A 25,437-nucleotide genomic window follows, 5' to 3' on the forward strand; every position below is an offset into this window, starting at 1 on the left:
GGCGGGGATCGGCATTGCTGCCGTTCCCGCCATGTCGATGCCGACGTCAGAGCACACGCTGCTGACGCATCTGCCGCTGGTGGCGCCGGAAGTGAAACGCACCGTGGGGCTTATCCGGCGCCGGGGGCGCATCCAGTCCTACATTGCGGCTGAACTGGAAAAACAGATCACCGAGCAGTATCGCCGGACGTAACGGGGATCATTCCCGTCTTCTGGATGACGTCCCTGGAGGGCGGTGAGGCGAGATAGGTTAGCAGCGCTTTCCCCTCCGCGGGATATTCTGCGTGACGGGTGACCGCACCCGCGAAGCGCGTGATGTACTGCAGATTATCTGGGATTTTCCCGATAAAGGTGACGCCCTGAACCGGCAGCAGCTCGCTCACCTGCTGGAAACCGACGGCGTATTTTCCTTTCGCCACTTCTGAGGCGACCGGGATACGCTCGACCATTGTCGCTTTATCCGCCACTTCCTTTTCAATCCCCAGCTTTTTGAACAACGTCTGGCTGACGTACCTGCCGCTGGCGCTGTCAGAGTAGGCGATGGAGCTGGCCTGCAGCAGCGTTTTACGCAGAGCCGCCTCGCTGCTGATATCAGGGACATCCGCCCCTTTTTTCACCACCATGCCAACGGGGGAGTCCGCAAGTTCGGTTCGCGAACCCGGCTGGGTCTGGCCGGCTTTTTCGAGCTTCTCCAGCGCATCGCCCACCATAATCACCACGTCGGCTTTCTCGCCGCGCGCCAGTCGGTTTGGGATCGCCTGCGGCGTAGCGCCCATTGAGGGTCCGGGAATAATCACGATTTTATCCCCGGTCCGGCGTTCATAGTCCGGGGCCAGCTTTTCCAGGGCGGCCTTGAAGCCGCCTGAAATCATGACCTTCACGTCCTGGGCACAGGCATTAACGCTCAGGAGCGCCAGCACCAGCGCGCTGGCGGTAAAGCGATAGGTGCGTTTCATACTGCCCCCTGTGACTTGACGGTGTTTTGCAGCGATACCGCGCGGCGGCGGTAGAGGTAGAGCGTGGCCAGCAGGGCACACACGGCGGCGAAACTCATCCAGTAGCCAGGCGAGGCTTTGTCACCGGTGTATTCAATCAGCGCGGTGGACATGACCGGGGTAAAGCCGCCAAAGATCGCCGTTGCCAGGCTGTAAGCCAGAGAGAACCCCGCCACGCGCACTTCAGCAGGCATAATCTCCGTCAGGGCCGGGATCATCGCGCCGTTGTACAGGCCGTAGAGGAAGGAGAGCCACAGCAGCACGATCAGCATCATGGAGAAGCTGGGCGCGCTCGCCAGCAGCGTCAGGGCAGGGTAGCTGGTCGCCAGCGCAAGCAGGGCCATGGCAATCAGCACCGGCTTGCGCCCGAAGCGATCCGACAGCGCGCCGCCCACCGGCAGCCAGATGAAGTTAGAAATCGCCACCAGGAGCGTGACCAGCAGGCTGTCCGAGGCGCTGAGCATCAGCACCTTTTTGCCAAAAGTGGGGGCGTAGACGGTGATCAGGTAGAACGCGGTGGTGGTCATCGCCACCATCAGCATGCCTGCGACCACCACCTGCCAGTTGCCGAGCAGCGTTTTAAAGACCTGACGCATCTCCAGATGCTGGCGGCGCGCGCTGAACTCTTCCGTCTCCTCCAGCTTGCGGCGCAGGAAAAAGATAAACGGCACGATTAAGCAGCCGAACAGGAACGGGATGCGCCAGCCCCATTCGCGAATGGCGCTCTCCTCCATCAGGGCATTCAGGGCAAAGCCCATCGCCGCGGCGACCATAATGGCGACCTGCTGGCTGCCGGACTGCCAGCTGGTGTAAAACCCTTTGCGCCCCGGCGTGGCGATTTCAGCCAGATAAACCGAGACGCCTCCAAGCTCCGCACCGGCGGAAAAGCCCTGCAGCAGACGGCCCGTCAGCACCAGCAGCGGCGCCCACAGACCGATGCTTTGATAAGAGGGGATAAGCACGATCAGGAACGTCCCCGCCGCCATGATGGAAAGCGTGACGATTAGCCCCTTTCTGCGCCCCACCTTGTCGATATATGCGCCAAGCACGATGGCGCCTATTGGACGCATCAAAAAGCCCGCGCCGAAGACGGCGAAGGTCATCATCAGCGACGCAAATTCACTGCTTGCCGGGAAGAACGTGTGGGCGATGTAGGTGGCATAGAAGCCGAAAAGAAAGAAATCGAACTGCTCAAGAAAGTTGCCGGACGTCACGCGAAGTATGGCGCCCGCTTTCGAGCGTACGGTTGCAGGTGAGGTTGAGGAAAACATGGTTATCTCCAGTTTATTGTTGACGTTTTACGCGTCTGTTTTTGAAAACTGGATCAGGATGAGGAAATAGATAAGCGCAAATGCCGCATCGGCTGATGCACTTTTTGCATGAATAGCCTTCGCGGGATAAATACAATTAATGACAACAATAACTTAACAATTAATTGATTTTTTATTCACCACGTTTTGCTAAGTGGCTGATATCACGGTTTTGTGACATGACGCAGGCGCATGTCTTTCTGCGACTGCCGGGCAGCGTTGCGCCACCCGGACTGTCTCGACCTAGCGCTGTGAACAACCCGCGCACTGTTTGTTCTGGATCTGCTGGAAGAAATCGTTGCCTTTGTCATCCACCAGGATAAACGCCGGGAAGTTCTCGACTTCAATTTTCCAGATGGCTTCCATTCCCAGCTCCGGATACGCGACGCATTCCAGGCTCTTAATGCTGTTTTGCGCCAGCACCGCCGCCGGGCCGCCAATGCTGCCCAGGTAGAAGCCGCCGTGCTTATGGCAGGCGTCGGTTACCTGCTGGCTGCGGTTACCTTTCGCCAGCATGATCATGCTCGCGCCGTGGGATTGCAGTAAGTCCACATACGAGTCCATACGACCAGCCGTGGTCGGGCCGAGTGAGCCAGACGCGTAGCCTTCCGGCGTTTTGGCCGGGCCTGCGTAGTAAATCGGATGATCTTTAACGTACTGCGGCAGTTCTTCACCGTTGTCGAGCAGCTCTTTCAGCTTCGCGTGGGCAATATCGCGCGCCACGATGATGGTCCCGTTCAGCGACAGGCGGGTAGAGACCGGGTGCGCGGAAAGCTGTGCCAGGATCTCCTTCATCGGCTTGTCCAGATTGATGCTCACCACGTCGCCTTCGCCCTGCTGGCGCAGTGATTCAGGAATATACTGGCCCGGGTTGTGTTCCAGCTTCTCAATCCAGATCCCGTCGCGGTTGATCTTCGCTTTAATGTTGCGGTCTGCGGAGCAGGAGACGCCCATGCCGATTGGGCAGGAGGCACCGTGGCGCGGCAGGCGGATCACGCGGATATCGTGGGCGAAGTATTTACCGCCGAACTGCGCGCCGAGGCCGAGGTTCTGCGCTTCCTGGAGCAGTTCCTGTTCGAGCTGAACATCGCGGAACGCCTGGCCGTGTTCATTACCTTCCGTCGGCAGCGCGTCGTAGTAGCGCGTGGAAGCGAGCTTCACGGTTTTCAGCGTGGCTTCCGCTGACGTACCGCCAATCACAAACGCGATATGGTAAGGCGGGCAGGCCGCAGTGCCCAGGGTACGCATCTTCTCAACCAGGTAGTTTTTCAGCTTCGCCGGGGTGATCAGCGCTTTGGTTTCCTGATAGAGGTAGGTTTTGTTGGCAGAACCGCCGCCTTTTGCCATGCACAGGAATTTGTATTCGTCCCCGTCCACGCTGTAGAGATCGATCTGCGCGGGCAGGTTGGTACCGGTATTCACCTCTTTATACATGTCCAGCGCCGCATTTTGCGAGTAGCGCAGGTTATCTTCAATGTAGGTGTTATACACGCCCTGGCTCAGCGCCGCTTCGTCACCGCCGCCGGTCCAGACGCGCTGGCCTTTTTTGCCCATGATGATAGCAGTGCCGGTATCCTGGCAGGTTGGCAGAACGCCTTTTGCGGCAATTTCAGAGTTACGCAGGAACTGCAGGGCAACGTATTTGTCGTTCTGGCTGGCTTCCGGGTCGTTGAGAATGGCGGCAACCTGCTTCTGATGGGAAGGACGCAGCATAAACGCGGCATCGTGGAAGGCCTGCTGCGCCAGCAGGGTCAGGGCTTCCGGCTCCACTTTCAGCACTTCCTGACCGTCGAATTCGGCAACGGAGACGTGCTCTTTGGTCAGCAGGTAGTATTCGGTGTCGTCATGGGAAAGAGGGAAGGGGTTCTGATAAAAAAACGGTTTATTCGACATAGTATTGCTCCACAAAAATAAAACCGCCGGAGGAAACGTCCGGCGGTCAGGAATCAGAACATCATGGACATCCACGGATAACCAATCAGCAGCAGGGCCGCCAGGAAGATGGCACCGAAGATGGTGCCGAGGCGCCAGTAGTCTTTGGTTGGCAGGTAGCCGCTACCGTAGTAAATCGGGCTTGGGCCAGTACCGTATGGGGTGATGATCCCCATCACGCCCAGCGAAGTCACCATCAGCAGAACGAACACTTCCATATTCATGCCAGGGATGGTGGAGGCGATGGTCAGCATCGCTGGCAGCAGCGCTGTGGTGTGCGCTGTGGTGCTGGCAAACAGGTAGTGCAGCAGGTAGAACGCCAGCAGCAGAACGATGGTCGCCACGCCCGGAGAGATACCGCTCATCAGCAGACCGCCTTCTTTACCTAACCAGCTGATAAAGCCGGTAGAGGAGAGGCCATCCGCCAGCGCAACCAGGGTGGCGAACCAGACGAAGGTGTTCCATGCGGCCTTGTTACCAGTGATATCGTTCCACTCCAGCACGCCGGTCCACAGCATCAGACCGACGATGAGCAGGGCCGCCATGGCAGGCTCAATCCACGCGGCGGCGAAGATCCACATCAGCAGCGCGCAGCACACGAACACCAGCAGCAGAATTTCGTTGCGGGACAGTTTGCCCAGTTTTTCCAGCTCGCGGGTCGCCCACAGCGGCACTTCGTTATTCACTTTGACTTCAGGTGGGTAGAACCAGTAGGCCAGCAGCGGCATGGTCAGAATCAGCAGGATACCCAGCGGCAGGAAGGCGAGGAACCAGGTGCCCCAGGAGATATCAATCCCAACCGTACTTTTCACCAGCGCCAGGGCCAGCAGGTTTGGCGCGAGGGCGGAGAGGAACATTGAGCTGGTGATACAGGCGGCGGTGATCGCCACCCACATCAGGTATGAACCAATCTTACGCGCGCTTGGGTCATTAGGTTTTGAACCGTACAGCGGCGGCAGGTTAGCGATAATCGGGTAGATGGTTCCGCCGCTGCGCGCGGTGTTGGACGGGGTGAACGGTGCCAGCAGCAGGTCAGCAAACGTAATGGCGTAACCGAGCGTCAGGCTGCGACGGCCGAGGTACTTCACCAGAATCAGCGCCAGACGGCGGCCGAAGCGGGTTTTGTCATAGCCTGCGGCGAACATAAAGGCACCGAAAATCAGCCAGACGGTAGAGTTACCAAACCCGCTCACCGCCCATTTAAAGGAGGCGCCCGCCAGTTTGAATTTCGGGTCAGCCAGCTGATCGGGGCTGAACAGCACCCACTGGCTGCACAGGGCGATGGCGACCACGCCGGTCAGGCCGATCACCGCACCCGGCAGCGGTTCGAAGATCAGACCGACGATCACGCCGACAAAGATGGCGAAGTAGTGCCATGCGTAAGGCGGCAAGCCTTCAGGAACGGGAACAAACAGCAGCAGTACGGCGACGATGACGGGTAGCGCCATCATCAGCAATCGTTTTGCGTTTCCATTTGATGCCTGGTTCGCCACAGGGGGCGTTACAGCAGTTTTTGTATTCATAGTTTCACGTCTTAAGTTGTCAAAAATTCGGTCACAATGAAAAAGCACTTTATTTAATTTCTTTGCTTTTTTTAGTTATTAAAGGTGCTTTCTTGTATTTTCAGTAATAGCGATTTAACGCGTTTTCGTGTGCGCTAAATTAAAAAATGATGATGTTTTTATATTGCGCTTTTGAATGCCATAACTATTGATCGCGATCAAAAAAATAGAATTGCAGCGTTATTTTTATGCTTTTACTGATAACCACTCTGGCGTATGTGGTTATTGCCTGTTTTTGGCATGTTTTTTATCATTTTTTTAACAGTTAAGATTGTGGTGTGTTTGTAGTGCATTGTTTTTATTGATCTTAATTTTGTTTTGGTGAATTGGTTTTACCATTAATCATTTAACGAATTTTAAATTATTGTGAATGGCTGAATTACAGTCGCTAACACCAATGTGTTATTTGTGTTATCGAAGAGATTAAATAGTTTTTTAACTAACGTAATAACTTTAGAAGCTAAAAAAATCATTATATTAATATCATGACATCGGCAAATAACGACGAAATAAAAAATCAATCCGATAACGAATTCTTAATTTTTAAAAGTTTGGAGTTTCTATTATGAGCACTAACGAACGCATTCTTAGCCCTTTCACATTACCGAATGGTACTGAACTGAAAAACCGTTTGTTAATGGCCCCTATGACAACCTGTACCGGCTATTTTGACGGCACCGTCACCAGCGAGCTGGTGGAGTACTATCGTGCCCGTTCCGGCAGCATTGGCACCATCATTGTGGAATGCTGCTTCGTCGACGATCTCGGTCTCGCCTTCCCGGGTGCCATCGGTATTGATAATGATGAGAAAATTGCCGGGCTGGCGAAAATCGCAGAGGCCATTAAATCCAAAGGATCTAAGGCGCTGCTGCAGATCTACCACGGCGGCCGCATGGTCGACCCAAAACTGATTGGTGGCCGCACCCCGGTTGGCCCGAGCGCCGTAGCCGCGCCGCGTGAAGGTGCCGCAACGCCGGTTGCTCTGACCGCAGAAGAAGTGGAAGGCATGATCGGCAAATTTGGTGAGGCCGTGCGCCGCGCCATCCAGGCCGGTTTCGACGGCGTGGAAATCCACGGGGCAAACACCTATCTGATTCAGCAGTTCTACTCACCGAATTCAAACCAGCGCGATGACGAGTGGGGCGGCAGCCGCGATAACCGCGCGAAGTTCCCGCTGGCCGTGCTGGACATTACCCACAAAATGGTGCGCCAGTACGCGGACGACGCGTTTATTATTGGCTACCGCTTCTCCCCTGAAGAGATGGAAGTCCCGGGCATCCGCTTTGACGACACCATGTACCTGCTGGAAAAACTGGCGGCGCGCGGCGTGGACTATCTGCACTTCTCCGTCGGCGCGACCCTGCGTCCTTCCATTGTCGACACTCAGGATCCAACTCCGCTTATCGAAAAATACTGCGCGATGCGTTCTGAAACGCTGGCGCAGGTTCCGGTCATGGGCGTGGGCGGCGTGGTGAATGCTTCCGATGTGAATGAGGCGCTGGATCACGGTTACGACCTGATTGCCGTTGGCCGCGCCACCATCGCTTATCCGGACTGGACAGACCGCATTGCGGCCGGGGAAAGCCTGGAGCTGTTTATGGACAGCACCAAACGCGAAGAGCTCAGCATTCCTGAACCGCTGTGGCGCTTCTCGCTGGTAGAAGCGATGATCCGCGACATGAGCATGGGCGAATCCAAATTCAAACCGGGTACCTTTGCTGAGAAAGTGCAGGATGACGCTAACGAACTGGTGATCAACGTCAGTCTGGAAACCGACCGCATTGCGGACATTGAGCTGGCCTCCGGCCCGAGCGAAGACGTTGAGTTTGTGACCAGCTTTGAAGAGATCCGTACCCGCATTCTGGATGCCAACACCCCGCACGTGGATGCCATCACCGGCGCAACCAGCCAGAGTGAAGCGGTGAAGAAAGCGGTCTCTAAAGCGATGCTGAAATCCAGCAAAGCGCTGGCCGCGGAAGAGGGCGTCGACCCGAACGAAACCCGCAGCGTGGACGTGGTCGTTGTCGGCAGCGGCGGCGCCGGTCTGGCGGCAGCGATCCAGGCTCACGACGAAGGCGCGAGCGTGCTGATTGTCGAGAAAATGCCGACCATCGGCGGGAACACCATTAAAGCCTCTGCCGGTATGAACGCCGCCGAAACCCGCTTCCAACGCGTGAAGGGCATTCATGACAGCAAGGAGCTGTTCTATCAGGAAAGCCTTAAAGGCGGCGGCAACAAGAACAACCCGGAACTGCTGCGTCGCTTCGTCGAAAACGCGCCGCAGGCAATTGAGTGGCTGGCAACGCGCGGCATCATGCTGAACGACATCACCACCACCGGCGGGATGAGCATCGACCGTACTCACCGTCCAAAAGACGGTTCTGCGGTGGGCGGCTACCTGATCAGCGGCCTGGTGCGTAACGTCAACAAACGCAACATCGAGGTGATGCTGGATACCTCCGTCAGCGACATCATCTTCGAGAACGGCGAAGTGACCGGCGTACGTCTGACCACCGAAGAGAACGAAACCGTCACCGTGGCAACCAAAAGCGTGATTGTTGCCACCGGCGGCTTCAGCGCCAACAGCCAGATGGTGGTGAAATACCGTCCGGATCTTGAAGGGTTCGTCACCACCAACCACAAAGGGGCAACCGGCGGCGGCATCGCGCTGCTGGAGCGCATCGGGGCGGGTACTGTGGATATGGGCGAAATTCAAATTCACCCAACCGTTGAGCAGAACACCTCGTACCTGATTTCCGAATCCATTCGCGGCGGCGGGGCGATTCTGGTCAATCAGAAAGGGGAGCGCTTCTACAACGAAATGTCGACCCGCGATAAGGTATCGGCGTCAATCATCGCGCTGCCGGAGAAATACGCATACATCGTCTTTGACGAGCACGTACGTGCCAAAAACAAAGCCGCGGATGAGTACATCGCAAAAGGTTTCGTGACCAGCGCCAGCTCGCCAAAAGCCCTGGCTGAAGCGCTGGGTATGGATTACCACGCTTTCCTCGCGACGCTGGAACGTTACAACGGCTTCGTTGAAAAACAGCATGATGACGATTTTGGTCGTACCACCGCGCTGCGTGCGCCTATCAACGAAGGGCCATTCTACGCCATTCAGATTGCGCCGGGCGTGCACCACACCATGGGCGGCGTGACCATCAACACCGAAACCTGCGTGCTGGACAGCAACCACAACGTGCTGCCAGGCGCGTTTGCGGCCGGTGAAGTGGTCGGCGGGATCCACGGCGGTAACCGTATCGGCGGTAACGCAGTGGCAGATATCATTATTTTTGGTACGCTTGCAGGACATCAGGCGGCTATGCGTTCGAAAAAGCAGTAAGGCCCCTGTGTTGTAGGCCGGATACGCGCAGCGTTATCCGGCATTTTCCCCGGCGGCGCGGTGCCTGCCGGGGCTACATCTGAGGACTCCAGTCATGCCTGATGACCATCGCGTTTACAGTTATTCCGCCGTCCTGATGGGCTCACCCATTCTCCTGAAACTCTTCTCCCACGACGAAGCCCTCGCGTCCCGCGTGTTTCGCCTGATCAAACAGTACGAAGATCTGCTCACCGTTAACCGCGCGCACTCGCAGGTGATGGACATTAACCATGCGGCTGGCCAGCATCCGGTTACCGTCAGCCGGCCGGTTTTTGAGCTGATCCGCTGTGCAAAAGCGGCAAGCCTGTTCAGGGACAGCGCCTTTAACCTGGCGATAGGTCCGCTGGTGAAGCGCTGGAAAATTGGCTTTCAGGGAGACAGCGTTCCGCCTGCGGAGGAAATTGCGTCGCTGCTGGCGAAAACCCGTCCTGAAGATGTCCTTCTTGATGAGGCCAGCAGCAGCGTGTTTTTGACCAGAGCGGGGATGGAGATCGATCTGGGGGCCATTGCCAAAGGCTATATCGCCGACAGGGTGCGAGATTACCTGCATAAAGAGGGCGCTGAGCTGGGGCTGATCAACCTCGGTGGAAACATTCAGACGTTAGGCTCACCGGAAGGGGGCTGGAGCGTGGGGCTGAAAAAACCGTTCGCGGGGGATGCGCTGATCGGCACGATGACCGTAGAGAACCTGTCCGTCGTGACGTCTGGAACCTACGAGCGCTACTTTGAGCAAAACGGCAAGCGCTATCACCATATTCTCGATCCGCGCACCGGGTATCCGCTGGACAACGAGCTGGACAGCGTGACGATTGTTTCGAAAGACTCTATCGACGGCGATATCTGGACGACGCTGATGTACGGCATGGGGGTAGAGAAGGGCTGCGCTGTGCTGCGCTCTCGCCCTGATATCGAAGCGATTTTTGTGACCAAAACAAAAGAAGTGGTGATCTCCTCGATGCACCACTTCCGTTTTACCCTGCTGGATAATGACTACCGCGTTACTGACAGTATTGCTTGAGCAGGCCGGTCTGCTCCGGCTGGAGACGATAGCGATACACCGGACGCCCGGTGGCACCGTAATGAATGCTGGTGAACAGAATGTTGATTTGCGCGAGCCAAATCAGGTATTTACGGCAGGATACGCGGGAGATATTGACGGCGTTAGCCAGGTCATCGGTAGAAAATTCCGTCTCCGGGTGAGCGTCAATCCACTGGCAAATCGTGCGCAGCGTTTGCGGCGTTAACCCCTTCGGCAGCTTTTTACTGTCCGCCAGTTCCGGCGCCCCACCGTGGATCAGCCGGTCAACGTCGGCTTGCTCATAATACTGGTGCGAACCCATCAGGCTGTGCTTTGCCTTCCAGCCGTTCAGCGCCTCTTCAAAGCGCGGGAACTGGAACGGCTTGATCAGATAATCCACCACCCCGTAATGGATAGAGGTCTGGATCGTGGCGGCGTCGGCAGCCGACGAGATCATAATCACATCGATTGGGCGCCCGGATGCGCGAATAACGGGCAGCAGATCCAGCCCGTTATCCTGCTGCATATAGACATCCAGCAGCACCAGATCGACAGGGTGCCCGGGGTTATTAATGATGGCCTCGGCCTGGTTTAGCGTGGAGGCGACGCCGCAGCAGCTAAAACCTTCAACACGGTTGACATACAGACGGTTGAGGTCGGCTACCATGGCGTCATCATCGACAATTAATACATTTATCACGCGATATTCCTCTCGCTATCCCAGGGGATGTGAACAAAAAATTGGGTAAAAACGCCGGGCTCAGACTCGACGGTGATATCGCCGCCGAGGTTCTGGATTTGCTGGCGCGCAAGGAACAGCCCAACGCCGCGGTTTTCACCTTTTGTTGAGAAGCCCTTTGTAAAAATAGCCTCCAGCTGAGCGGGATCAATGCCGGGGCCATCGTCGCTCACTTCGCAGCTGAGCCAGCCGTTCTGATAATGCAGCAGCAGGCCGATCTCACCTTCCTGCTGTCCTTCCATCGCGTCGAGCGCGTTTTCAATGAGGTTACCCAGCACGGTGATCAGCACCGCGACCTGCTCTTCGCTCGCGGTATCCGGTATCTGGAATTCATCCGCCAGCGTCAGGGTGACGCCCGCTTCTTTCGCCCGATTGATTTTACCCAGCAGGAACCCGGCAATAACCGGGGATTTTACCTTGCTCTGTATCGTACCGATATCCGTCTGGTAATTATGTGCCGTCTGGATGATGTACTCTTCCAGCTTGTCGTAGCGCTTCATGTGCAGCAGGCCCAGGATCACATGCAGTTTATTCATAAACTCGTGCGTATGGCTGCGCAGGGCATCGACGTAGTTAACCATGCCATCAATACGCTGCATCAGCTGGCTGATTTCCGTTTTATCACGGAAGGTGGTGATGGCGCCGATCACCCGATCCTGGCTTTTAACGGGCACCATATTGCACAGCAATAGACGCCCGTTACAGCTAATCTCGTGATCCTGGCGCGCGACGCCCGTCTTAGAGACTTCACGCAGGCTGGCCAGCAGGGGGGCGCTGGCGTTTTCGGTCTGCTTGCCGGAGGGGAGAAGCAATATTTCTCTGGCGGTCTGGTTGATCATCGTCACGCGCCCGTGAATATCGACGGCCAGCACTCCCTCGCGAAGCGACTGCAGCATCGCCTGACGCTGTTCGAACAAGGCGGAAATTTCGTAAGGTTCGAGCCCGAACAGGATGCGTTTCAGTACCCGCACCAGACCCCAAATCGCCATGGAGCTCATAAATATACTGAACAAAATGGTCCAGACGGCGTTGAGCCGTCCGCGGGCAATCTGATCTTCCACTTTTTTGAGGGAGATACCGACTACCACCACGCCGATCTGGTCGTGCTGGCTGTCGTAAACGGGGGTGAAGACGCGAAGCGCTTCGGCGAGGGCGCCACGGTTTACGGAGACATTCTCTTTACCTTCCAGCGCAGGTTCCAGGTCGTTGCCAATAAAATGCAGGCCGATGAGGGCTTCGTTCGGGTGCGAGTAGCGAATTCCCCGCATGTCGGTCACCACGGTGAGCAGCAGATCGTTGCGTTGGGTGACGGCTTTGGCGATGGGCTGAATGATGTCCGCCTGGGGTGGCTGCATCAGGCCGCGCTGGATCTCCGGGCTGTTTGCCAGCGTTCTGGCGATACCCAGAGCCGTATCTTTAACATCATCGCGGGTCGCCCGGGTGATTTGCACGGAGTAGAGCGCAAAAACCACCAGCAGCACAGAGGCAATAATCGCGCACACCATCAGCGTGACCAGGGTGTTCAGCTTCATGGGGCGCTTGCGCGTCGTAAGGAAAGGCTGCAAATCGCTCATCAACACTCCGCGATAATTAAGAAAGGGGTAATTATCGCCGATGACGCGCTTTTCTTAAAGCCATGTAAAGGCGTGGATTTGGTCCCCTTTTCGTGACACTCCTCGCAGGTCGTCTATATAAAACACTTTATAGTGTGTGGGTACTCATAATAAGGAGGCTGTTTATGAGCGTTATGCTTACCGGTTCGGTCAAGGAAAGACGGCACGCCAGCACGATGAATATTGATAGATTGTCCACGCTGGACATGCTGAAAGTCATTCACCAGGATGATGCACTCATTTCTGCTGCTATTACCCCCTGTCTAGATGCTATTGCCCGCGTGGTGGACAACGCCGCCGCGACGCTCAGCCACGGCGGTCGCCTGATTGTTGTTGGCGCGGGGCCGTCAGGGCGCGTAGCGCAACAGGTTGCCGATGAATATGCGCCGGGCAAAACTCCTGTTATGGCCGTTACGGCACAAGAAGGGGAAGGGAGCTACGAGCGCGGCGTTGCCGATCTGCAGGCCATCAAGTTTGGTGAACACGATATGATGCTGGCCGTGACCGTCAGCGGAAAAACGCCGTGGGTCTGGGGGGCAATGCGCCATGCGTGGTCGCTGGGTTCACCGGTCGCCATTGTTACCGGTGATGCGCAAAGCGAAGCCGCGCAGCTGGCAAGCATGGTTATCGCTCCGGAGCTGGGGGCCGATGTCGTCGCAGGCTATATCAACACTAAAGCGGGGATCGCGCAAAAAATGATCCTCTCGATGATCGCCACCGGGCTGGCCGTCCGCACCGGACGGGTTTACAGCAACCTGCGCGTGGATCTTGAGGCAGGCACAACCAAATGGGTTGAACGGCAAATTGCGATTGTAATGGAAGCGGGGGGATGCACTCGGGCCGAGGCAAAAGCCGCGCTGGCGAGCTGTAACCATAACTGTAAAACGGCGGTATTGATGGTGCTGACAGGGCTGGATGCATGGAAAGCCCATGAGCTGCTGGCGCAGAATAACGGGTTTATTCGCGTGGCGCTGCAGGAAGCGCCGTAATATTCCCGTGAAGAAGTAAAAAGGCCGCAATCGCGGCCTTTGGTTTTTTGAGGAATTAGAACTGGTAGGTCATGCCTGCGCCGACGATGTCATCTGTTGAGATGCCATTGGCTTCGTAGAAGCTTTCATCGTTGTCCAGCAGGTTGATTTTATAATCAACGTAAGTCGAGAAGTTTTTGTTGAAGCTGTAGGTCATACCGAGATCGATATAGTTCACCAGATCCTGATCGACATAGTTGTAAGTATTACCTGGGTTGTAATCATTGCCGCCAATGTCTTTACCTTTGGAGTAAACCCATGCCAGAGACGGACGCAGGCCGAAGTCGAACTGGTACTGCGCTACGGCTTCAAAGTTCTGCGTTTTGTTGGCGATACCAACCGTCTCACCGCTACCAAATGGCGTCATATTGCGGGTTTCCGCATACATCATGGCCAGGTAAACACCCTGCGCATCATATTTTGCGCCAATGGTCCAGGCTTCAGCGCGTTCGCCTCCTGCATATGGGCTGTAGCGGTTGTCGTTACCTGCACCGTATGCAACCTGTGTGTTCGTGCGGTCGGAAGATGAATATGCCGCACCCAGGCTCAGACCGAAGTCAAAATCATAAATGGTAGACATACCGAAACCGTCGCCGTTCTGGAAACGAACATCGTCATGGCCGTTTTTCGTGCCTTCCTGATCTTCTGTTGCATCCTGGCCTTCGTTCGTACCCTGATACTGCAGCGCGAAATTCAGACCCTCAACCAGACCGAAGAAATCCTGGTTACGGTAGGTGGCCAGACCGTTAGCACGACCGTTCATAAAGTTATCGGTCCAGGTGTAAGAGTCACCGCCAAATACAGGCAGCATATCGGTCCAGGCTTCAACGTCGTACACGACGCCGTAATTACGACCATAATCAAATGAGCCGTATTCGCCATATTTCAGGCCAGCATACGCCAGGCGGTTGAACGATTTGTTACCCGCGCCTTCGGTATCGTTAGCGAAGGTTTTGTATTCCCACTGACCGTAACCGATCAGGTCGTTAGCGATCTGGGTTTCGCCTTTGAAGCCAACCTGCACATAGGTTTCGTCGCCGTCGTCGCCGGGGTTGTCAGAGAAGGTATGACGCGCGTCGACTTTGCCGTACAGGTCAACTTTGTTGCCGTTTTTGTTGTACATTTCAGCCGCATTGGCTGCGCCTGCCATTAATAATGCGGGTACCAGAATTGCCAGAACTTTTCTTTTCATTATATATTCCCTTTAAATATAATTTACATGAATATATGTAATCACCCTCCGTAATTACAGGCTTGATACTATTCCAGGGAATGTTATTTAGTTTCGAAAATAAATGTAATTAAATTCTAATAAACATTTCCAGATATTTCTATTAATCTCTTTATTTTTCCTGTGAATTAATTCATTGAATTTATATGGTGTAATTATTATTAAGTATTTCGTGATTCTATTTTTAAATTGATTTAATTCGTCTATGTTATAATTCATGCACTTTTAAACAACAGGATATGACGATGGAACTTGTCCAGTGGCAGCAGCGATTTGAGCGCTGGCTCGAGGAAAACCACAGCACCGACGATACCGCACATGATATTTCGCATTTTCGTCGGGTCTGGATGACGGCGCAAAAAATCATGGCTGACCAGGCGGTGGAGCCGCTGGTGATCCTGACCGCATGCTATTTCCACGATATTGTCAGCCTGCCGAAAAACCATCCCGAACGCGGCCGGTCATCCCAGATGGCAGCGCGCAGGACGTGTGACATTCTGCGCCGCGACTTCCCTGATTTTCCGCCAGAGCACGCAGCCAGCGTCGCGCACGCGATTGAGGCGCACAGCTTCAGCGCCGGGATTGCGCCGCAGAGCATGGAAGCCAAAATTGTGCAGGACGCAGACCGACTGGAAGCGTTAGGCGCTATCGGTCTGGCGCGCGTCTTTGCCGTCTCGGGCGCGCTGGGCGTGCCGCTTTTTGATGCTGACGATCCCTTTGCCGATGCGCGTATCCTTGACGATCGTGCGTTTGCCCTGGACCATTTTCAGACCAAGCTGCTGCGATTGCCTGATACAATGCAAACGGAAATGGGCCGCGAGCTGGCACGTCACAATGCCGATTTCCTGATCCAGTTTATGGCGAAACTCAGTGCCGAATTACACGGTGACTGCATCGGGCTGGATAGCCAGGTGTTGAGCCGCTTCCGTCGCAGTTTGCGCAACTGAACTGTGGTAATCTGTTCCCAGTCTTTACTCTCCGGTTAAAAGAATGCAGGAAAATCTATCAGTGACAGAGCCCGCGCCCGAGCAGGCTGAGAAATCAACGGCAACGGTGCAGGCGTTGCTGCACCAGCTGTTGGATATCTATGATGCTAAAACGCTGGCCAATATGCTGGTGGCGCACGGCGAGAGCCACTGGAGCCCGGCGATCCTTAAGCGTCTGCTGACCAGCGAACGCGCAGGGCGTCGCCTGAGTGAAGGCGAGTTTCGTTATCTGCAAAACCTGCTTCCGCGTCCTCCTGCCGCGCATCCGAACTATGCCTTCCGCTTTATCGATCTGTTTGCCGGTATCGGCGGTATCCGACACGGTTTTGAAGCTATCGGCGGACAGTGCGTGTTTACCAGCGAGTGGAACAAGCATGCCGTCCGGACCTACAAGGCCAACTGGTACTGCGATCCGCACGAGCATCATTTCAACGCGGATATCCGCGATGTGACCCTGAGCCATAAAAGCGGCGTGAGCGATGAACAGGCCGCCGAGCATATTCGCCAGACGATCCCGGCGCATGACGTGCTGCTGGCCGGCTTCCCTTGTCAGCCCTTCTCGCTGGCCGGTGTCTCCAAAAAGAATGCACTCGGACGCGCCCACGGTTTTGCCTGCGATACCCAGGGAACGCTGTTTTTTGATGTGGCGCGCATCATCGATGCCTGCCGCCCGGCCATATTTGTGCTGGAAAACGTCAAAAATCTAAAGAGCCACGACGGCGGAAAAACCTTCCGCATTATCATGCAGACCCTGGATGAGCTGGGTTATGACGTGGCCGACTCGCAGGACATAGGCGCGGACGATCCCAAAATCATTGATGGGAAACATTTTCTGCCCCAGCATCGCGAACGTATCGTGCTGGTGGGTTTCCGCCGCGATCTCAATCTCAAGGGGGATTTCACCCTGCGGGATATCCCGTCTCTGTATCCCGAGCGTCGTCCTACCGTGGCCGATCTGCTGGAACCTGTCGTTGACGCGAAATTTATTCTTACCCCGGTGCTGTGGAAATACCTCTACCGCTATGCCAAGAAACATCAGGCGAAGGGCAACGGCTTCGGTTTTGGAATGGTAAACCCCAACGATCCGCACAGCGTGACCCGCACGTTGTCCGCTCGATACTATAAGGACGGGGCAGAGATCCTGATCGACCGAGGCTGGGACAAGGCGCTGGGTGAAAAAGATTTCGACGATCCGCACAACCAGCGTCACCGTCCGCGACGCTTAACGCCGCGGGAATGCGCCCGGTTAATGGGATTTGAGACCCCGCAGGGCTACCGCTTCCGCATTCCGGTTTCGGATACTCAGGCGTACCGCCAGTTTGGTAATTCGGTGGTGGTTCCCGCGTTCGCGGCCGTGGCAAAACTGCTGGCCTCGCGCATCAGACAGGCGGTGGCACTCCGTCAGGGTGAGGCCGTCAATGACGGATGTTCACGATAAGGCCACGCGCAGCAAAAATATGCGTGCCATCGGCACGCGTGACACCGCCATCGAAAAGCGCCTGGCCGGGCTGCTGACGCAGGCGGGGTTTGATTTCCGCGTGCAGGATCCCGCGCTTGCGGGTCGCCCGGATTTCGTCATCGACGCCTGGCAGTGCATCATCTTTACCCACGGCTGTTTCTGGCATCACCACGACTGCTACCTGTTTAAGGTCCCCGCGACGCGCACCGATTTCTGGCTGGATAAAATTGGCAAGAACGTCGAGCGCGACCGCCGGGATCTCAGCGCGCTGATTGCGCAGGGCTGGCGGGTGCTGATCGTCTGGGAGTGCGCGCTGAGAGGCAGATTAAAACTGAACGATACCGATCTGACCGAACGGCTGGAAGAGTGGATCTGCGGCGGCGGCCAGACCGCGCAGATCGACACGCAGGGTATTCACCTGCTTACGGTTTCTCCACCTCGCAAGGCGTGACCACAGGTTTTGCGGGCAGTAAATATTTGCCCAGGGTGACCAGCACGACGGCAAACACGATGATCCCTAAAGCAATCCATTCCACAGGTGAGAGCGTTTCTCCCCCCAATCCCGTTCCGAGCAGCACGGCCACGACCGGGTTGACGTAGGCATAGCTGGTCGCGACAGCCGGGGAGACGTTGCGGATCAGGAACATATAGGCGTTAATGGCGATGATGGAACCAAACAGCGCCAGGTAGCCTACCGCCAGAAAGCCCGACAGAGGCGGCAGGGTCGTCAGCTTTTCTCCCGTCAGCGTGGAGGCGAGCAGCAGCACAATTCCGGCGGCAAGCATTTCAATCGCCCCCGCCATCATGCCGGTCGGCAGTTCGATACGCGAACCGTAGACGGAACCAAACGCCCAGCTCATCGAGCCAATCAGGATGATGATTGCGCCCCACGGATTCCCGCTCAGGTTACCGCCGCTGTTCAGCAGAATGATGCCGGCAAGGCCAATACCAATCCCCAGCCATTCCAGCTTGCGGGTGCGGATACCAAAAAGGCGGCTAAAGCAGAGGGTAAATAGCGGTACGGTGGCAACGACCACGGCGGCGATCCCGGACGGTACGTTCTGGTGCTCGGCAATCGTTACAAACCCATTTCCCACCGCCAGCAGCAGCAGGCCGATCAGGGCGGCATTCATCATCGGGCGCAGCGGGGGAAGCTTATGCCCGCGCAGCAGCAGGAAGGCCAGCAGCAGCACGCCAGCCGAGAGAAAGCGAATGCCAGCCATCATCAGTGGCGGCCAGCTTTCCACGCCGATGCGAATGACAAAGTAGGTTGAGCCCCAGATGATGTACAGCGAAAAGAGTGCCCCAATGAGCGGTAGCAATTGCCGGAAACGCATAATCCCTCACGACGAAATAAAAAGGTCGCTGATAGTAAACGCGAAAACTATCGCGCTGGCGAGCCCTTTAATTGTGTAGCTGATGTGAATTTTTTGTTGACGTGAGGTGGGTGTTTCCGGGTTTGCGCTTTTGCTCCATACTATTCACCTAATTACCAAAAAATGAAGGATTAAGATTTTGGCAGGAAGTAGCTTATTAACATTGCTGGATGATATTGCGACCTTACTGGATGACATTTCAGTGATGGGGAAACTGGCGGCGAAAAAAACCGCAGGCGTGCTGGGAGATGATTTATCGCTTAACGCTCAACAGGTGAGTGGGGTAAGGGCTAACCGTGAACTGCCGGTGGTGTGGGGCGTTGCAAAAGGCTCCTTCCTGAATAAGGTGATTCTGGTGCCGCTGGCGCTGCTGATCAGCGCGTTTATTCCCTGGGCCATCACGCCGCTGCTGATGATTGGCGGGGCGTTTCTCTGCTTCGAGGGCGTAGAGAAGGTCCTGCACTCCTTTAGCGCGCGCAAGCAGAGCGATACGCCGGAGATGCGCCAGCAGCGTCTTGAAGCGCTGGCCGCTCAGGATCCGAAAACCTTCGAGCGCGATAAGGTCAAAGGCGCTATTCGGACCGACTTTATCCTCTCCGCGGAGATTGTCGCCATTACGCTGGGTATCGTGTCTGACGCGCCGCTCCTGAATCAGGTTCTGATCCTCTCCGGCATCGCCATTCTGGTCACCGTCGGCGTCTACGGCCTGGTGGGACTGATCGTCAAGCTGGACGATATTGGCTACTGGCTGGAAGAGAAAACGAGCGCGGTGGCAAGAGGCATCGGCAAAAGCCTGCTGGTGCTGGCCCCGTGGCTGATGAAGAGTTTGTCGGTGGTAGGCACGCTGGCGATGTTCCTCGTGGGCGGCGGGATCGTGGTTCACGGTATCGCGCCTCTGCACCATGCTATCGAACATTTTTCCTCGGCGCAGGGGGCCGTTGTCGCGGCAATTCTGCCCACGCTGCTGAATCTGGTGCTGGGCTTTATCATTGGCGCTATCGTGGTTGCGGCAGTGAAGCTGGTTGAAAAAATACGCGGCACGTCGCACTAATTGTTACCCGTTGTGGGATGCAAAAAGACCATTCCTCGTCTAAATTGAAACAGTTTCACCCTGATACAGGAGGCAGGTATGGTCTTTTTGGTCAGTGATGAAGTTAAGCCTAAGAAGGGCGGCCCACGTATGATTGTGACCGGCTATTCCAGCGGAATGGTGGAATGCCGGTGGCACGATGGCTATGGCATCAAGCGGGAAGCATTTCGTGAAGATGAGCTTCAGCCGGGGGACGGGCAGCACCAGCGGGACAAGGCTTAATCACATAACGCCCGGCTTTGCCGGGCGTTTTTATCTCCAGTACCGGGTGTAAGGCAGCGATCAGGGAGTGTGTGTGCAGCGCGATACCTTTGTTGTAAGAGAATCCTTTTTGCAATGGCTGCATAAGCGTAGCAATCCGGGGTTGATTGTTAATCTCTGTTTTCTGGTGGTTCTGGTATTTTCCACCCTACTGACCTGGCGTGAAGTGGTGGTACTGGAAGAGGCCTACATCTCCAGCCAGCGCAATCATCTGGATACGGTGGCCAGTTCTCTGGACCGGCAGCTGCAGAACAGCGTGGACAGGATGCTGTTTTTCCGTCAGGGCATGCATGATGCGATCGAGACGCCGCTGGCCTTTGAAGTCTTACAGGATGCGGTATCACGCTTTAATACCGTCCGCATGCTCCCAACCTGGCAGATTGCCGTTGATAAAAAGCGCACGCTTCCCATAAACGGGGTCTCGGATGTGTTCGTGGATAAAACCACGCTTCTGAATCGGGACGCTGAGCGCATCAGTCATGAAATTTCTGCCGCGCTCGAAGTGGGGTATCTTCTCAGGCTGGCGTCGTCGAGAGCACAAACGGAAGCGCGGGTGATCTACGTCTCTCGTGCCGGTTTTTTCCTTTCCACGGATACGCTGGACCAGGCGGGGGATATTACCTCCCGCTATTACCATCTGGTCACGCAGCCCTGGTTTACCCAGCAGTCAGAGCGGAACAATCGCGCTCGCGCGGTGCGCTGGTTTATCTCTACCCCGTCATCCTGGACCAATGATGAACGTACGATCACCGCCAGCGTTCCCATCTATTTCGATCGTTACTGGTATGGCGTCGTGGCGATGGATTTTACGCTTAGCACGATGCAGCGCCTGCTGGCCGATGCGACGGAAGACCGAACGGAAGGGGAGTATCAGCTGTACGATACCCGGCTCAATATGATTGCCACCTCTGCCCGTACGGGAAACGCGGTTAACCATTTTGACGAACGCGAAACGGCGCAGATTGCGCAGGCGATTGAGCACGCTACCGGCGGCGGGATCCGCCTCGGAAGTCGTTTTGTGAGCTGGGAGCGGCTCGATCACTTCGACGGCGTTGTCCTGCGGATCCACACCCTGCACGAAGGGGTACAGGACGACTTCGGCAGCATCAGTATCGTGCTGGCGCTGATGTGGGCGCTCTTTACCGCCATGCTGTTGATCTCGTGGCTGGTGATCCGCCGCATGGTGAGTAACATGTACACGCTTCAGCACTCGCTCCAGTGGCAGGCCTGGCATGACCCGCTTACCCGGCTGAATAATCGCGGCGCGCTGTTCGACCGCGCAAAATTGCTGGCGGAAACCTGTCGCCAGCAGTCGCTGCCGTTCTCGGTGATTCAGATCGATCTCGACCATTTTAAAAACATCAACGACCGCTTCGGCCATCAGGCCGGGGATAAGGTGCTCTCCCACACGGCAGGGCTGATTGCCAGCGCGTTACGCAAGAATGATGTGGCAGGGCGCGTAGGCGGGGAAGAGTTTTGCGTCGTCCTGCCGGGGATCGGCCTGGAGGAGGCGAGAAGCGTCGCGGACCGTATTCGCTGCCGCATCAACAGTAAGGAGATCCTGGTGAAGAAGAGCACGACCCTGCGCGTCAGCGCGTCGCTGGGGGTCAGCAGCGCGGATGAAGCGGGAAACTACGAGTTTGAACAGCTGCAGTCCGTGGCGGACGTCCGGCTGTATCAGGCCAAACAGAGCGGGCGTAACCGGGTCGTCTGGCGCGATTAAGAGAGAAAGTGATCCAGCCCCTCCTGCCAGCCCTCCGGGCCGGGCTGTCGGGTGTGATAAACCCGGGCGGGGTTATCGTCCCGTAGCGTGATGCCCTCACGGTTAATGCCCTTAATCACTACCGCGAAGTCAACGCTGTCGAGCAGCGGCGCATCATTGGGACCGTCGCCGAGCCCCAGCGTGGTGGGTTCAATCTCTTCCAGCTCGCGGTATTGCTCAATCAGCCAGTTTACCGCAACGTCTTTGCCGCAGCGGGCGTCCAGCACATGCCAGAAGCGCGCGCCCTGCAGGCATTTCAGTCCGACATTCGCCAGCTCTTCTTCAAACTGAACCATTTTCTCGTCGGTATCGCGCCAGATGAGCGTGACGGACGCTTCATGCTTGCGGGCAAGCGCCGAACGGTAGCGCGTCAGTCCGGTCCACTCGCTGATAACGTGCTCATCCACGTCGTCAAAGGTAGTGAATTTATAGCCCGTCTGCAGGCGAATTTGCTCGATTCGCGGGCGAATATCCCGGTGCGTCATCCCCCTGATCTGGCGCTGAATCTTATCCCAGCGTACGTCAGGCTGAATCACCGCGCCGTTCTCGGCAATAAAAGGCAAGCCTTCAAGCCCCAGATCCAGCTGGAGATCCAGCATCTCTGCCGCGGTCTTGCTGCTGCAAAGAATGACCGGAACCTGATTATCCAGCAGCCTGTCCAGCCAGGGCATGGCGGGTTGCCACTCATAGGTGTGAATATCCAGCAGTGAACCATCCAGGTCAGAGAAAATCAGCAATGTATCCCGCAGTGAAGGCATAGCGACTCCTGGTAACAGATGCGTTTCGACCTAAGAAAATTCCTAAAAAATAATTGAGGCGAAAACCGCAGATAAGAGGGATGCCCCTGGCAAACCCGCATTCGGCGTGTGTTATTGCTCATAACTAAAAGCATTATGTTAAAAATATTATATTCATCGTAAGAATATATGCTTGTCAGCCAAATACGTTGGGGATAGTGTGGCATGTACATCAGATTTCCTGGTGTAACGAATTTTCAAGTGCTTCTTGCATAAGCAAGTTTTGATCCCGGTCATCCCCATGACCGGGATTTTTTTCGCCCTACCGATTGGCTTCTGACACGCTAAAGTCGTGAATATCAAGCTCGAAGGCCTCCGCCAGCTCGCGATAGGTGTGATAATCCCTTCCGTTGACAATGACGCGGTCCGAATTGTCGTCCGACCGGCGGACTTCTGACTCACTGATCTCATTGATGGCGGCCAGCAGGGCATCGACATCCACCTCGACTTCGCGCTTGATGGTGTCGCTGTACTCTTTATCGGTCTTCATTACGGGGTTCCTCATTCAACCGTGTCCAACGGTAAGTATAGACTGTGCATAAAAACGCCATTCACACCGGGCGGCGATGTGCGTTTTTGCGTTTTGTTCTACACTGGCTCAAAACCAGAGGAGGAATGTATGAAGGTCAACGATCGGGTAACCGTTAAAACGGACGGTGGGCCGCGCCGCCCGGGTGTGGTGCTGGCAATTGAAGAGTTTAGCGAAGGCATAATGTACCTGGTATCGCTTGAAGACTACCCGCTCGGCATCTGGTTTTTTAACGAACTGGGGCATCCGGACGGTATTTTTGTCGAGAAGGCGGAGTAGCACGGCGTCGGGTAGCACATCGCGTGCCCGACAACCTCTCCAGAAGCAAAAATCTCTGGCCAGGCCAGAGATCAAAGGTAGGGTGCACAGGTCTTAAGCGACTAACGCATGTTGACGAAAATCCCGTTCGTCACATTATCGGTCAGGCGTACCACGTGGTAGATCACTTGCTTATTATGCGTTTTAATTTTCCTTTTAATATTTCCTTTGTGTGACGAAACGGTTTTCGCTTTAATATTCATCTGGTCAGAGATCTGAATAGTTCCTTGTCCCGCCATCCACATTCGCAGCATACTTGATTCAGTCCTGCTTAATGATAGGGTGGGTAAGTTAACCGCTCCTACATTTTTAACTTCTTTATTCAAATAATCACCCAGAATGTCATCCAGCGACTCGGGTTTAATCGATTTAGAACTGATCAATAAATTTTTACGGACCAACAAATACTCATCGAAATGGATATTCGCGATCGCCATAAAAACAATAAACAGGGTTTTTGGATGCTGATTAATGATTTGCTTAATGTGCTGACTGTTGGCTGGATCGTGAATGAAACAGTCCTCATTAATAAACACCACGCCTGGTTTTAGTTCTTCACAAGCGGCTGCGAGTTCGTCAACGGTGTGTGCATCGTTGATGTCTCTCTTTCTTACCCCTCTGCTTGCCAGGTACCCGGTTAACCCTAGCCGGGTGTAGCTGCATAAATCCATAATGATCGTTGACATGGCATACCCTCACTCAATGCGTAACGATAATTCACCATCTGCCTGAGAGCTCAAAACAGCCATACGGGATGGAAAAAAATAATAAACCTGTGAGCATGACAAAGACTTTCAGGCGGACTCACTATCCCGTAAAGTTACGTATAATTTGCCAGGAATCTTCTTAAAGTAAAGTAAATATTAAGTATTGTGAGATGGTTAGAAACAATTAAACCGCGTCAGATATATCCTGGAAGATGTTTTACGCGTTTTATTTTAGGAATATCCTCAGAAAGACAATAGCAACAGTGAGGGCTATTATTTGCGTGGCAGCTCGCTGACAATATCCGCTAACAGGTTGAATATCTCGCCGAATAAATGTTCACAGAAGGGAGCGATAAGTGGCATCAGTAATGACATTAATAAAATCCCAACCGTCAGCGTCAGCGGAAAACCAATGACAAACACTGAAAGCTGCGGCGCCATTCGGTTGAGTAAACCTAACGCCAGGTTGACGGTCAGCAGCAGGGTGATGATCGGCAGCGCCAGCATCAGCCCGTTGAGGAAAATCAGCCCCGCAGCGCGAGTAAACGCGAGAAAAGCGTTGCTGTTCACCGGATTTTCGCCAATCGGTAGCGTATGGAACGTATCTACCAGCATGGAGATAAGCCACAGATGGCCGTTGAACGACAGGAACAGCAGCATGGCGAGCAGATCGATAATGCGCGCCAGCACGGGCATGTTGAGATGACTGCCGGGATCGACAAACGTGGCGAACGATAGCCCCATCTGCAGGCCGATCAGTTCCCCAGCGGTACGCACCGCGGCAAAGGCGAGCTGCATGGTAAAGCCGACGGCGACGCCAATCATCACCTGCTGCAGGGCCACCCACACCGCATTCGCTGAGAAGATCGGAATATCCACGGGGGGAAGAGAGGGCGCAACGATAATGGAGATGATGATGCCCAGCCCCACCTTGACCCGCTTGGGTATCGATTTCTCACTGAGAATGGGGGCGGTGGATATCAGCGCCATGATGCGCAGCATCGGCCAGAAATAGACGCCGAGCCACTGAACCCACTGGTCGCTGGTGAAGTGCAGCATCGTCAGGTCAGCCGATGATGTACGGCAGATTGGTAAACAGGTTGCGCATATAGTCCAGCAACAGGTTCAGCATCCACGGCCCGGCCACGATAATCGCCACGAACACGGCGATGATTTTCGGGATGAACGACAGCGTCATTTCGTTAATCTGCGTGGCGGCCTGCAGGATACTGATAATCAGACCGGTAACCAGCGCAACAAGCAGCAGGGGCGCGGCAACGGCAATCGCGATTTTCATCGCTTCCGTGCCCATCATCATGACCGATTCGGGTGTCATTGC

The 25,437-nt window shown here is 55.2% G+C and carries 22 protein-coding genes and 2 pseudogenes; 11 read left to right on the plus strand and 13 right to left on the minus strand.

Features of this window, described 5'->3' with window-relative positions:
* Window positions 1–193 (plus strand): annotated as a pseudogene (locus ADJ24_RS15730) (LysR family transcriptional regulator); the annotation flags it as partial.
* Here ADJ24_RS15730 and ADJ24_RS15735 read toward each other — a convergent pair.
* From ADJ24_RS15735 to ADJ24_RS15750, 4 genes are all read right to left on the minus strand, one after another.
* The gene (locus ADJ24_RS15735) at window positions 168–956 is read right to left on the minus strand and encodes a substrate-binding domain-containing protein (protein WP_023312330.1); all 789 of its coding nucleotides are present in this window, start codon (window positions 954–956) and stop codon (window positions 168–170) included. The pseudogene ADJ24_RS15730 and the gene ADJ24_RS15735 sit on opposite strands and share 26 nt — an antisense overlap.
* On the minus strand, window positions 953–2,266 hold the full coding sequence (locus tag ADJ24_RS15740) for an MFS transporter (RefSeq protein ID WP_023312329.1): 1,314 nt from the start codon (window positions 2,264–2,266) through the stop codon (window positions 953–955). The genes ADJ24_RS15735 and ADJ24_RS15740 overlap by 4 nt, the downstream gene beginning before the upstream one ends.
* Window positions 2,267–2,548: 282 nt before the next feature.
* Window positions 2,549–4,198 carry a class I fumarate hydratase FumA gene (gene fumA / locus ADJ24_RS15745; RefSeq protein WP_023312328.1) on the minus strand — a complete coding sequence of 550 codons (1,650 nt, stop codon included), beginning with the start codon at window positions 4,196–4,198 and terminating at the stop codon, window positions 2,549–2,551.
* 53 nt (window positions 4,199–4,251) lie between these two features.
* Entirely contained in the window at window positions 4,252–5,760 is a 1,509-nt protein-coding gene (locus ADJ24_RS15750; protein ID WP_023312327.1) for an anion permease, read from the minus strand.
* Between the two features lie 604 nt (window positions 5,761–6,364).
* On the opposite strand from ADJ24_RS15750, the gene ADJ24_RS15755 reads away from it, so the two are divergent.
* Together ADJ24_RS15755 and ADJ24_RS15760 are read left to right on the plus strand one after the other, a co-directional pair.
* Window positions 6,365–9,145 carry a flavocytochrome c gene (locus tag ADJ24_RS15755; protein ID WP_023312326.1) on the plus strand — a complete coding sequence of 927 codons (2,781 nt, stop codon included), beginning with the start codon at window positions 6,365–6,367 and terminating at the stop codon, window positions 9,143–9,145.
* Between the two features lie 94 nt (window positions 9,146–9,239).
* The gene (locus tag ADJ24_RS15760; RefSeq protein WP_048702928.1) at window positions 9,240–10,202 is read left to right on the plus strand and encodes an FAD:protein FMN transferase; all 963 of its coding nucleotides are present in this window, start codon (window positions 9,240–9,242) and stop codon (window positions 10,200–10,202) included.
* Here ADJ24_RS15760 and dcuR read toward each other — a convergent pair.
* Both dcuR and ADJ24_RS15770 read right to left on the minus strand, forming a co-directional pair.
* Entirely contained in the window at window positions 10,183–10,902 is a 720-nt protein-coding gene (gene dcuR / locus ADJ24_RS15765) for a two-component system response regulator DcuR (RefSeq protein WP_023312324.1), read from the minus strand. The two genes, ADJ24_RS15760 and dcuR, sit on opposite strands and share 20 nt — an antisense overlap.
* Window positions 10,899–12,515, minus strand: a complete 1,617-nt coding sequence (locus tag ADJ24_RS15770; protein ID WP_023312323.1) for a sensor histidine kinase — start codon at window positions 12,513–12,515, stop codon at window positions 10,899–10,901. The genes dcuR and ADJ24_RS15770 overlap by 4 nt, the downstream gene beginning before the upstream one ends.
* Window positions 12,516–12,679: 164 nt before the next feature.
* Here ADJ24_RS15770 and ADJ24_RS15775 point away from each other — a divergent pair, with 164 nt between their 5' ends.
* A complete protein-coding gene (locus ADJ24_RS15775) occupies window positions 12,680–13,543 on the plus strand; it encodes an N-acetylmuramic acid 6-phosphate etherase (RefSeq protein WP_023312322.1) in 864 nt (287 codons plus the stop codon).
* 55 nt (window positions 13,544–13,598) lie between these two features.
* On the opposite strand, the gene ompC is transcribed toward ADJ24_RS15775, so the two are convergent.
* Entirely contained in the window at window positions 13,599–14,774 is a 1,176-nt protein-coding gene (ompC, locus tag ADJ24_RS15780) for a porin OmpC (RefSeq protein WP_023312321.1), read from the minus strand.
* A 284-nt stretch (window positions 14,775–15,058) separates the two neighbouring features.
* Here ompC and ADJ24_RS15785 point away from each other — a divergent pair, with 284 nt between their 5' ends.
* The 3 genes from ADJ24_RS15785 (at window position 15,059) to ADJ24_RS15795 (ending at window position 17,709) form a co-directional block, all read left to right on the plus strand.
* Complete coding sequence (locus ADJ24_RS15785; protein ID WP_023312320.1) at window positions 15,059–15,760, plus strand: phosphohydrolase; 702 nt, start codon at window positions 15,059–15,061, stop codon at window positions 15,758–15,760.
* A 61-nt stretch (window positions 15,761–15,821) separates the two neighbouring features.
* The gene (locus ADJ24_RS15790) at window positions 15,822–17,237 is read left to right on the plus strand and encodes a DNA cytosine methyltransferase (RefSeq protein WP_023312319.1); all 1,416 of its coding nucleotides are present in this window, start codon (window positions 15,822–15,824) and stop codon (window positions 17,235–17,237) included.
* Window positions 17,218–17,709 (plus strand): very short patch repair endonuclease, encoded by a 492-nt coding sequence (locus ADJ24_RS15795; protein ID WP_023312318.1) that lies wholly within the window; start codon window positions 17,218–17,220, stop codon window positions 17,707–17,709. Before ADJ24_RS15790 ends, ADJ24_RS15795 begins: the two co-directional genes overlap by 20 nt.
* Here the strand turns inward: ADJ24_RS15795 and yedA are convergent.
* Window positions 17,681–18,595, minus strand: coding sequence for a drug/metabolite exporter YedA (gene yedA, locus ADJ24_RS15800; RefSeq protein WP_023312317.1), 915 nt, complete (start codon window positions 18,593–18,595; stop codon window positions 17,681–17,683). The genes ADJ24_RS15795 and yedA overlap by 29 nt on opposite strands.
* A 178-nt stretch (window positions 18,596–18,773) precedes the next feature.
* Between yedA and ADJ24_RS15805 the strand changes: the two genes are divergently transcribed.
* From ADJ24_RS15805 to dgcQ, 3 genes are all read left to right on the plus strand, one after another.
* Window positions 18,774–19,685 carry a DUF808 domain-containing protein gene (locus ADJ24_RS15805; protein WP_023312316.1) on the plus strand — a complete coding sequence of 304 codons (912 nt, stop codon included), beginning with the start codon at window positions 18,774–18,776 and terminating at the stop codon, window positions 19,683–19,685.
* Between the two features lie 78 nt (window positions 19,686–19,763).
* Window positions 19,764–19,946 carry a YodC family protein gene (locus tag ADJ24_RS15810; RefSeq protein WP_023312315.1) on the plus strand — a complete coding sequence of 61 codons (183 nt, stop codon included), beginning with the start codon at window positions 19,764–19,766 and terminating at the stop codon, window positions 19,944–19,946.
* 73 nt (window positions 19,947–20,019) lie between these two features.
* Complete coding sequence (gene dgcQ, locus ADJ24_RS15815; RefSeq protein WP_023312314.1) at window positions 20,020–21,708, plus strand: cellulose biosynthesis regulator diguanylate cyclase DgcQ; 1,689 nt, start codon at window positions 20,020–20,022, stop codon at window positions 21,706–21,708.
* On the opposite strand, the gene ADJ24_RS15820 is transcribed toward dgcQ, so the two are convergent.
* Both ADJ24_RS15820 and yodD read right to left on the minus strand, forming a co-directional pair.
* Window positions 21,705–22,505 (minus strand): mannosyl-3-phosphoglycerate phosphatase-related protein, encoded by an 801-nt coding sequence (locus tag ADJ24_RS15820; protein ID WP_023312313.1) that lies wholly within the window; start codon window positions 22,503–22,505, stop codon window positions 21,705–21,707. The genes dgcQ and ADJ24_RS15820 overlap by 4 nt on opposite strands.
* Window positions 22,506–22,806: 301 nt before the next feature.
* Entirely contained in the window at window positions 22,807–23,034 is a 228-nt protein-coding gene (yodD, locus tag ADJ24_RS15825) for a YodD family peroxide/acid resistance protein (RefSeq protein WP_008500310.1), read from the minus strand.
* 129 nt (window positions 23,035–23,163) lie between these two features.
* On the opposite strand from yodD, the gene dsrB reads away from it, so the two are divergent.
* Window positions 23,164–23,352, plus strand: a complete 189-nt coding sequence (gene dsrB, locus ADJ24_RS25365; RefSeq protein ID WP_023312312.1) for a protein DsrB — start codon at window positions 23,164–23,166, stop codon at window positions 23,350–23,352.
* A gap of 101 nt (window positions 23,353–23,453) precedes the next feature.
* Here dsrB and rcsA read toward each other — a convergent pair whose 3' ends face one another.
* The 3 genes and pseudogenes from rcsA to fliQ all read right to left on the minus strand — a co-directional run bounded on the left by rcsA (window position 23,454) and on the right by fliQ (window position 25,434).
* Window positions 23,454–24,077 carry a transcriptional regulator RcsA gene (rcsA, locus tag ADJ24_RS15835; protein ID WP_023312311.1) on the minus strand — a complete coding sequence of 208 codons (624 nt, stop codon included), beginning with the start codon at window positions 24,075–24,077 and terminating at the stop codon, window positions 23,454–23,456.
* Window positions 24,078–24,364: 287 nt separating this feature from the next.
* A pseudogene (fliR, locus tag ADJ24_RS15840) lies at window positions 24,365–25,157 on the minus strand (flagellar biosynthetic protein FliR); the annotation flags it as partial.
* Window positions 25,158–25,164: 7 nt separating this feature from the next.
* Entirely contained in the window at window positions 25,165–25,434 is a 270-nt protein-coding gene (gene fliQ, locus ADJ24_RS15845) for a flagellar biosynthesis protein FliQ (protein WP_008500315.1), read from the minus strand.
* Window positions 25,435–25,437: the final 3 nt, after the last annotated feature.

Source organism: Enterobacter sp. 940_PEND (genome assembly GCF_001059415.1).
In the GTDB taxonomy this organism is placed as follows: Bacteria; Pseudomonadota; Gammaproteobacteria; order Enterobacterales; family Enterobacteriaceae; genus Enterobacter; species Enterobacter cloacae_M.

What these genes read in the sequence shown, in the direction of transcription:
- yedA (WP_023312317.1), bottom strand. Translation starts at nt 18,595, where the DNA reads ATGCGTTTCCGGCAATTGCTACCGCTCATTGGGGCACTCTTTTCGCTG.
- ADJ24_RS15750 (WP_023312327.1), bottom strand. Translation starts at nt 5,760, where the DNA reads ATGAATACAAAAACTGCTGTAACGCCCCCTGTGGCGAACCAGGCATCA.
- ADJ24_RS15755 (WP_023312326.1), top strand. Translation starts at nt 6,365, where the DNA reads ATGAGCACTAACGAACGCATTCTTAGCCCTTTCACATTACCGAATGGT.
- ADJ24_RS15810 (WP_023312315.1), top strand. Translation starts at nt 19,764, where the DNA reads ATGGTCTTTTTGGTCAGTGATGAAGTTAAGCCTAAGAAGGGCGGCCCA.
- dsrB (WP_023312312.1), top strand. Translation starts at nt 23,164, where the DNA reads ATGAAGGTCAACGATCGGGTAACCGTTAAAACGGACGGTGGGCCGCGC.
- ADJ24_RS15760 (WP_048702928.1), top strand. Translation starts at nt 9,240, where the DNA reads ATGCCTGATGACCATCGCGTTTACAGTTATTCCGCCGTCCTGATGGGC.
- ADJ24_RS15770 (WP_023312323.1), bottom strand. Translation starts at nt 12,515, where the DNA reads ATGAGCGATTTGCAGCCTTTCCTTACGACGCGCAAGCGCCCCATGAAG.
- yodD (WP_008500310.1), bottom strand. Translation starts at nt 23,034, where the DNA reads ATGAAGACCGATAAAGAGTACAGCGACACCATCAAGCGCGAAGTCGAG.
- fliQ (WP_008500315.1), bottom strand. Translation starts at nt 25,434, where the DNA reads ATGACACCCGAATCGGTCATGATGATGGGCACGGAAGCGATGAAAATC.
- ADJ24_RS15775 (WP_023312322.1), top strand. Translation starts at nt 12,680, where the DNA reads ATGAGCGTTATGCTTACCGGTTCGGTCAAGGAAAGACGGCACGCCAGC.
- ADJ24_RS15740 (WP_023312329.1), bottom strand. Translation starts at nt 2,266, where the DNA reads ATGTTTTCCTCAACCTCACCTGCAACCGTACGCTCGAAAGCGGGCGCC.
- ADJ24_RS15735 (WP_023312330.1), bottom strand. Translation starts at nt 956, where the DNA reads ATGAAACGCACCTATCGCTTTACCGCCAGCGCGCTGGTGCTGGCGCTC.
- fumA (WP_023312328.1), bottom strand. Translation starts at nt 4,198, where the DNA reads ATGTCGAATAAACCGTTTTTTTATCAGAACCCCTTCCCTCTTTCCCAT.
- rcsA (WP_023312311.1), bottom strand. Translation starts at nt 24,077, where the DNA reads ATGTCAACGATCATTATGGATTTATGCAGCTACACCCGGCTAGGGTTA.
- ADJ24_RS15785 (WP_023312320.1), top strand. Translation starts at nt 15,059, where the DNA reads ATGGAACTTGTCCAGTGGCAGCAGCGATTTGAGCGCTGGCTCGAGGAA.
- ompC (WP_023312321.1), bottom strand. Translation starts at nt 14,774, where the DNA reads ATGAAAAGAAAAGTTCTGGCAATTCTGGTACCCGCATTATTAATGGCA.
- ADJ24_RS15795 (WP_023312318.1), top strand. Translation starts at nt 17,218, where the DNA reads ATGACGGATGTTCACGATAAGGCCACGCGCAGCAAAAATATGCGTGCC.
- ADJ24_RS15820 (WP_023312313.1), bottom strand. Translation starts at nt 22,505, where the DNA reads ATGCCTTCACTGCGGGATACATTGCTGATTTTCTCTGACCTGGATGGT.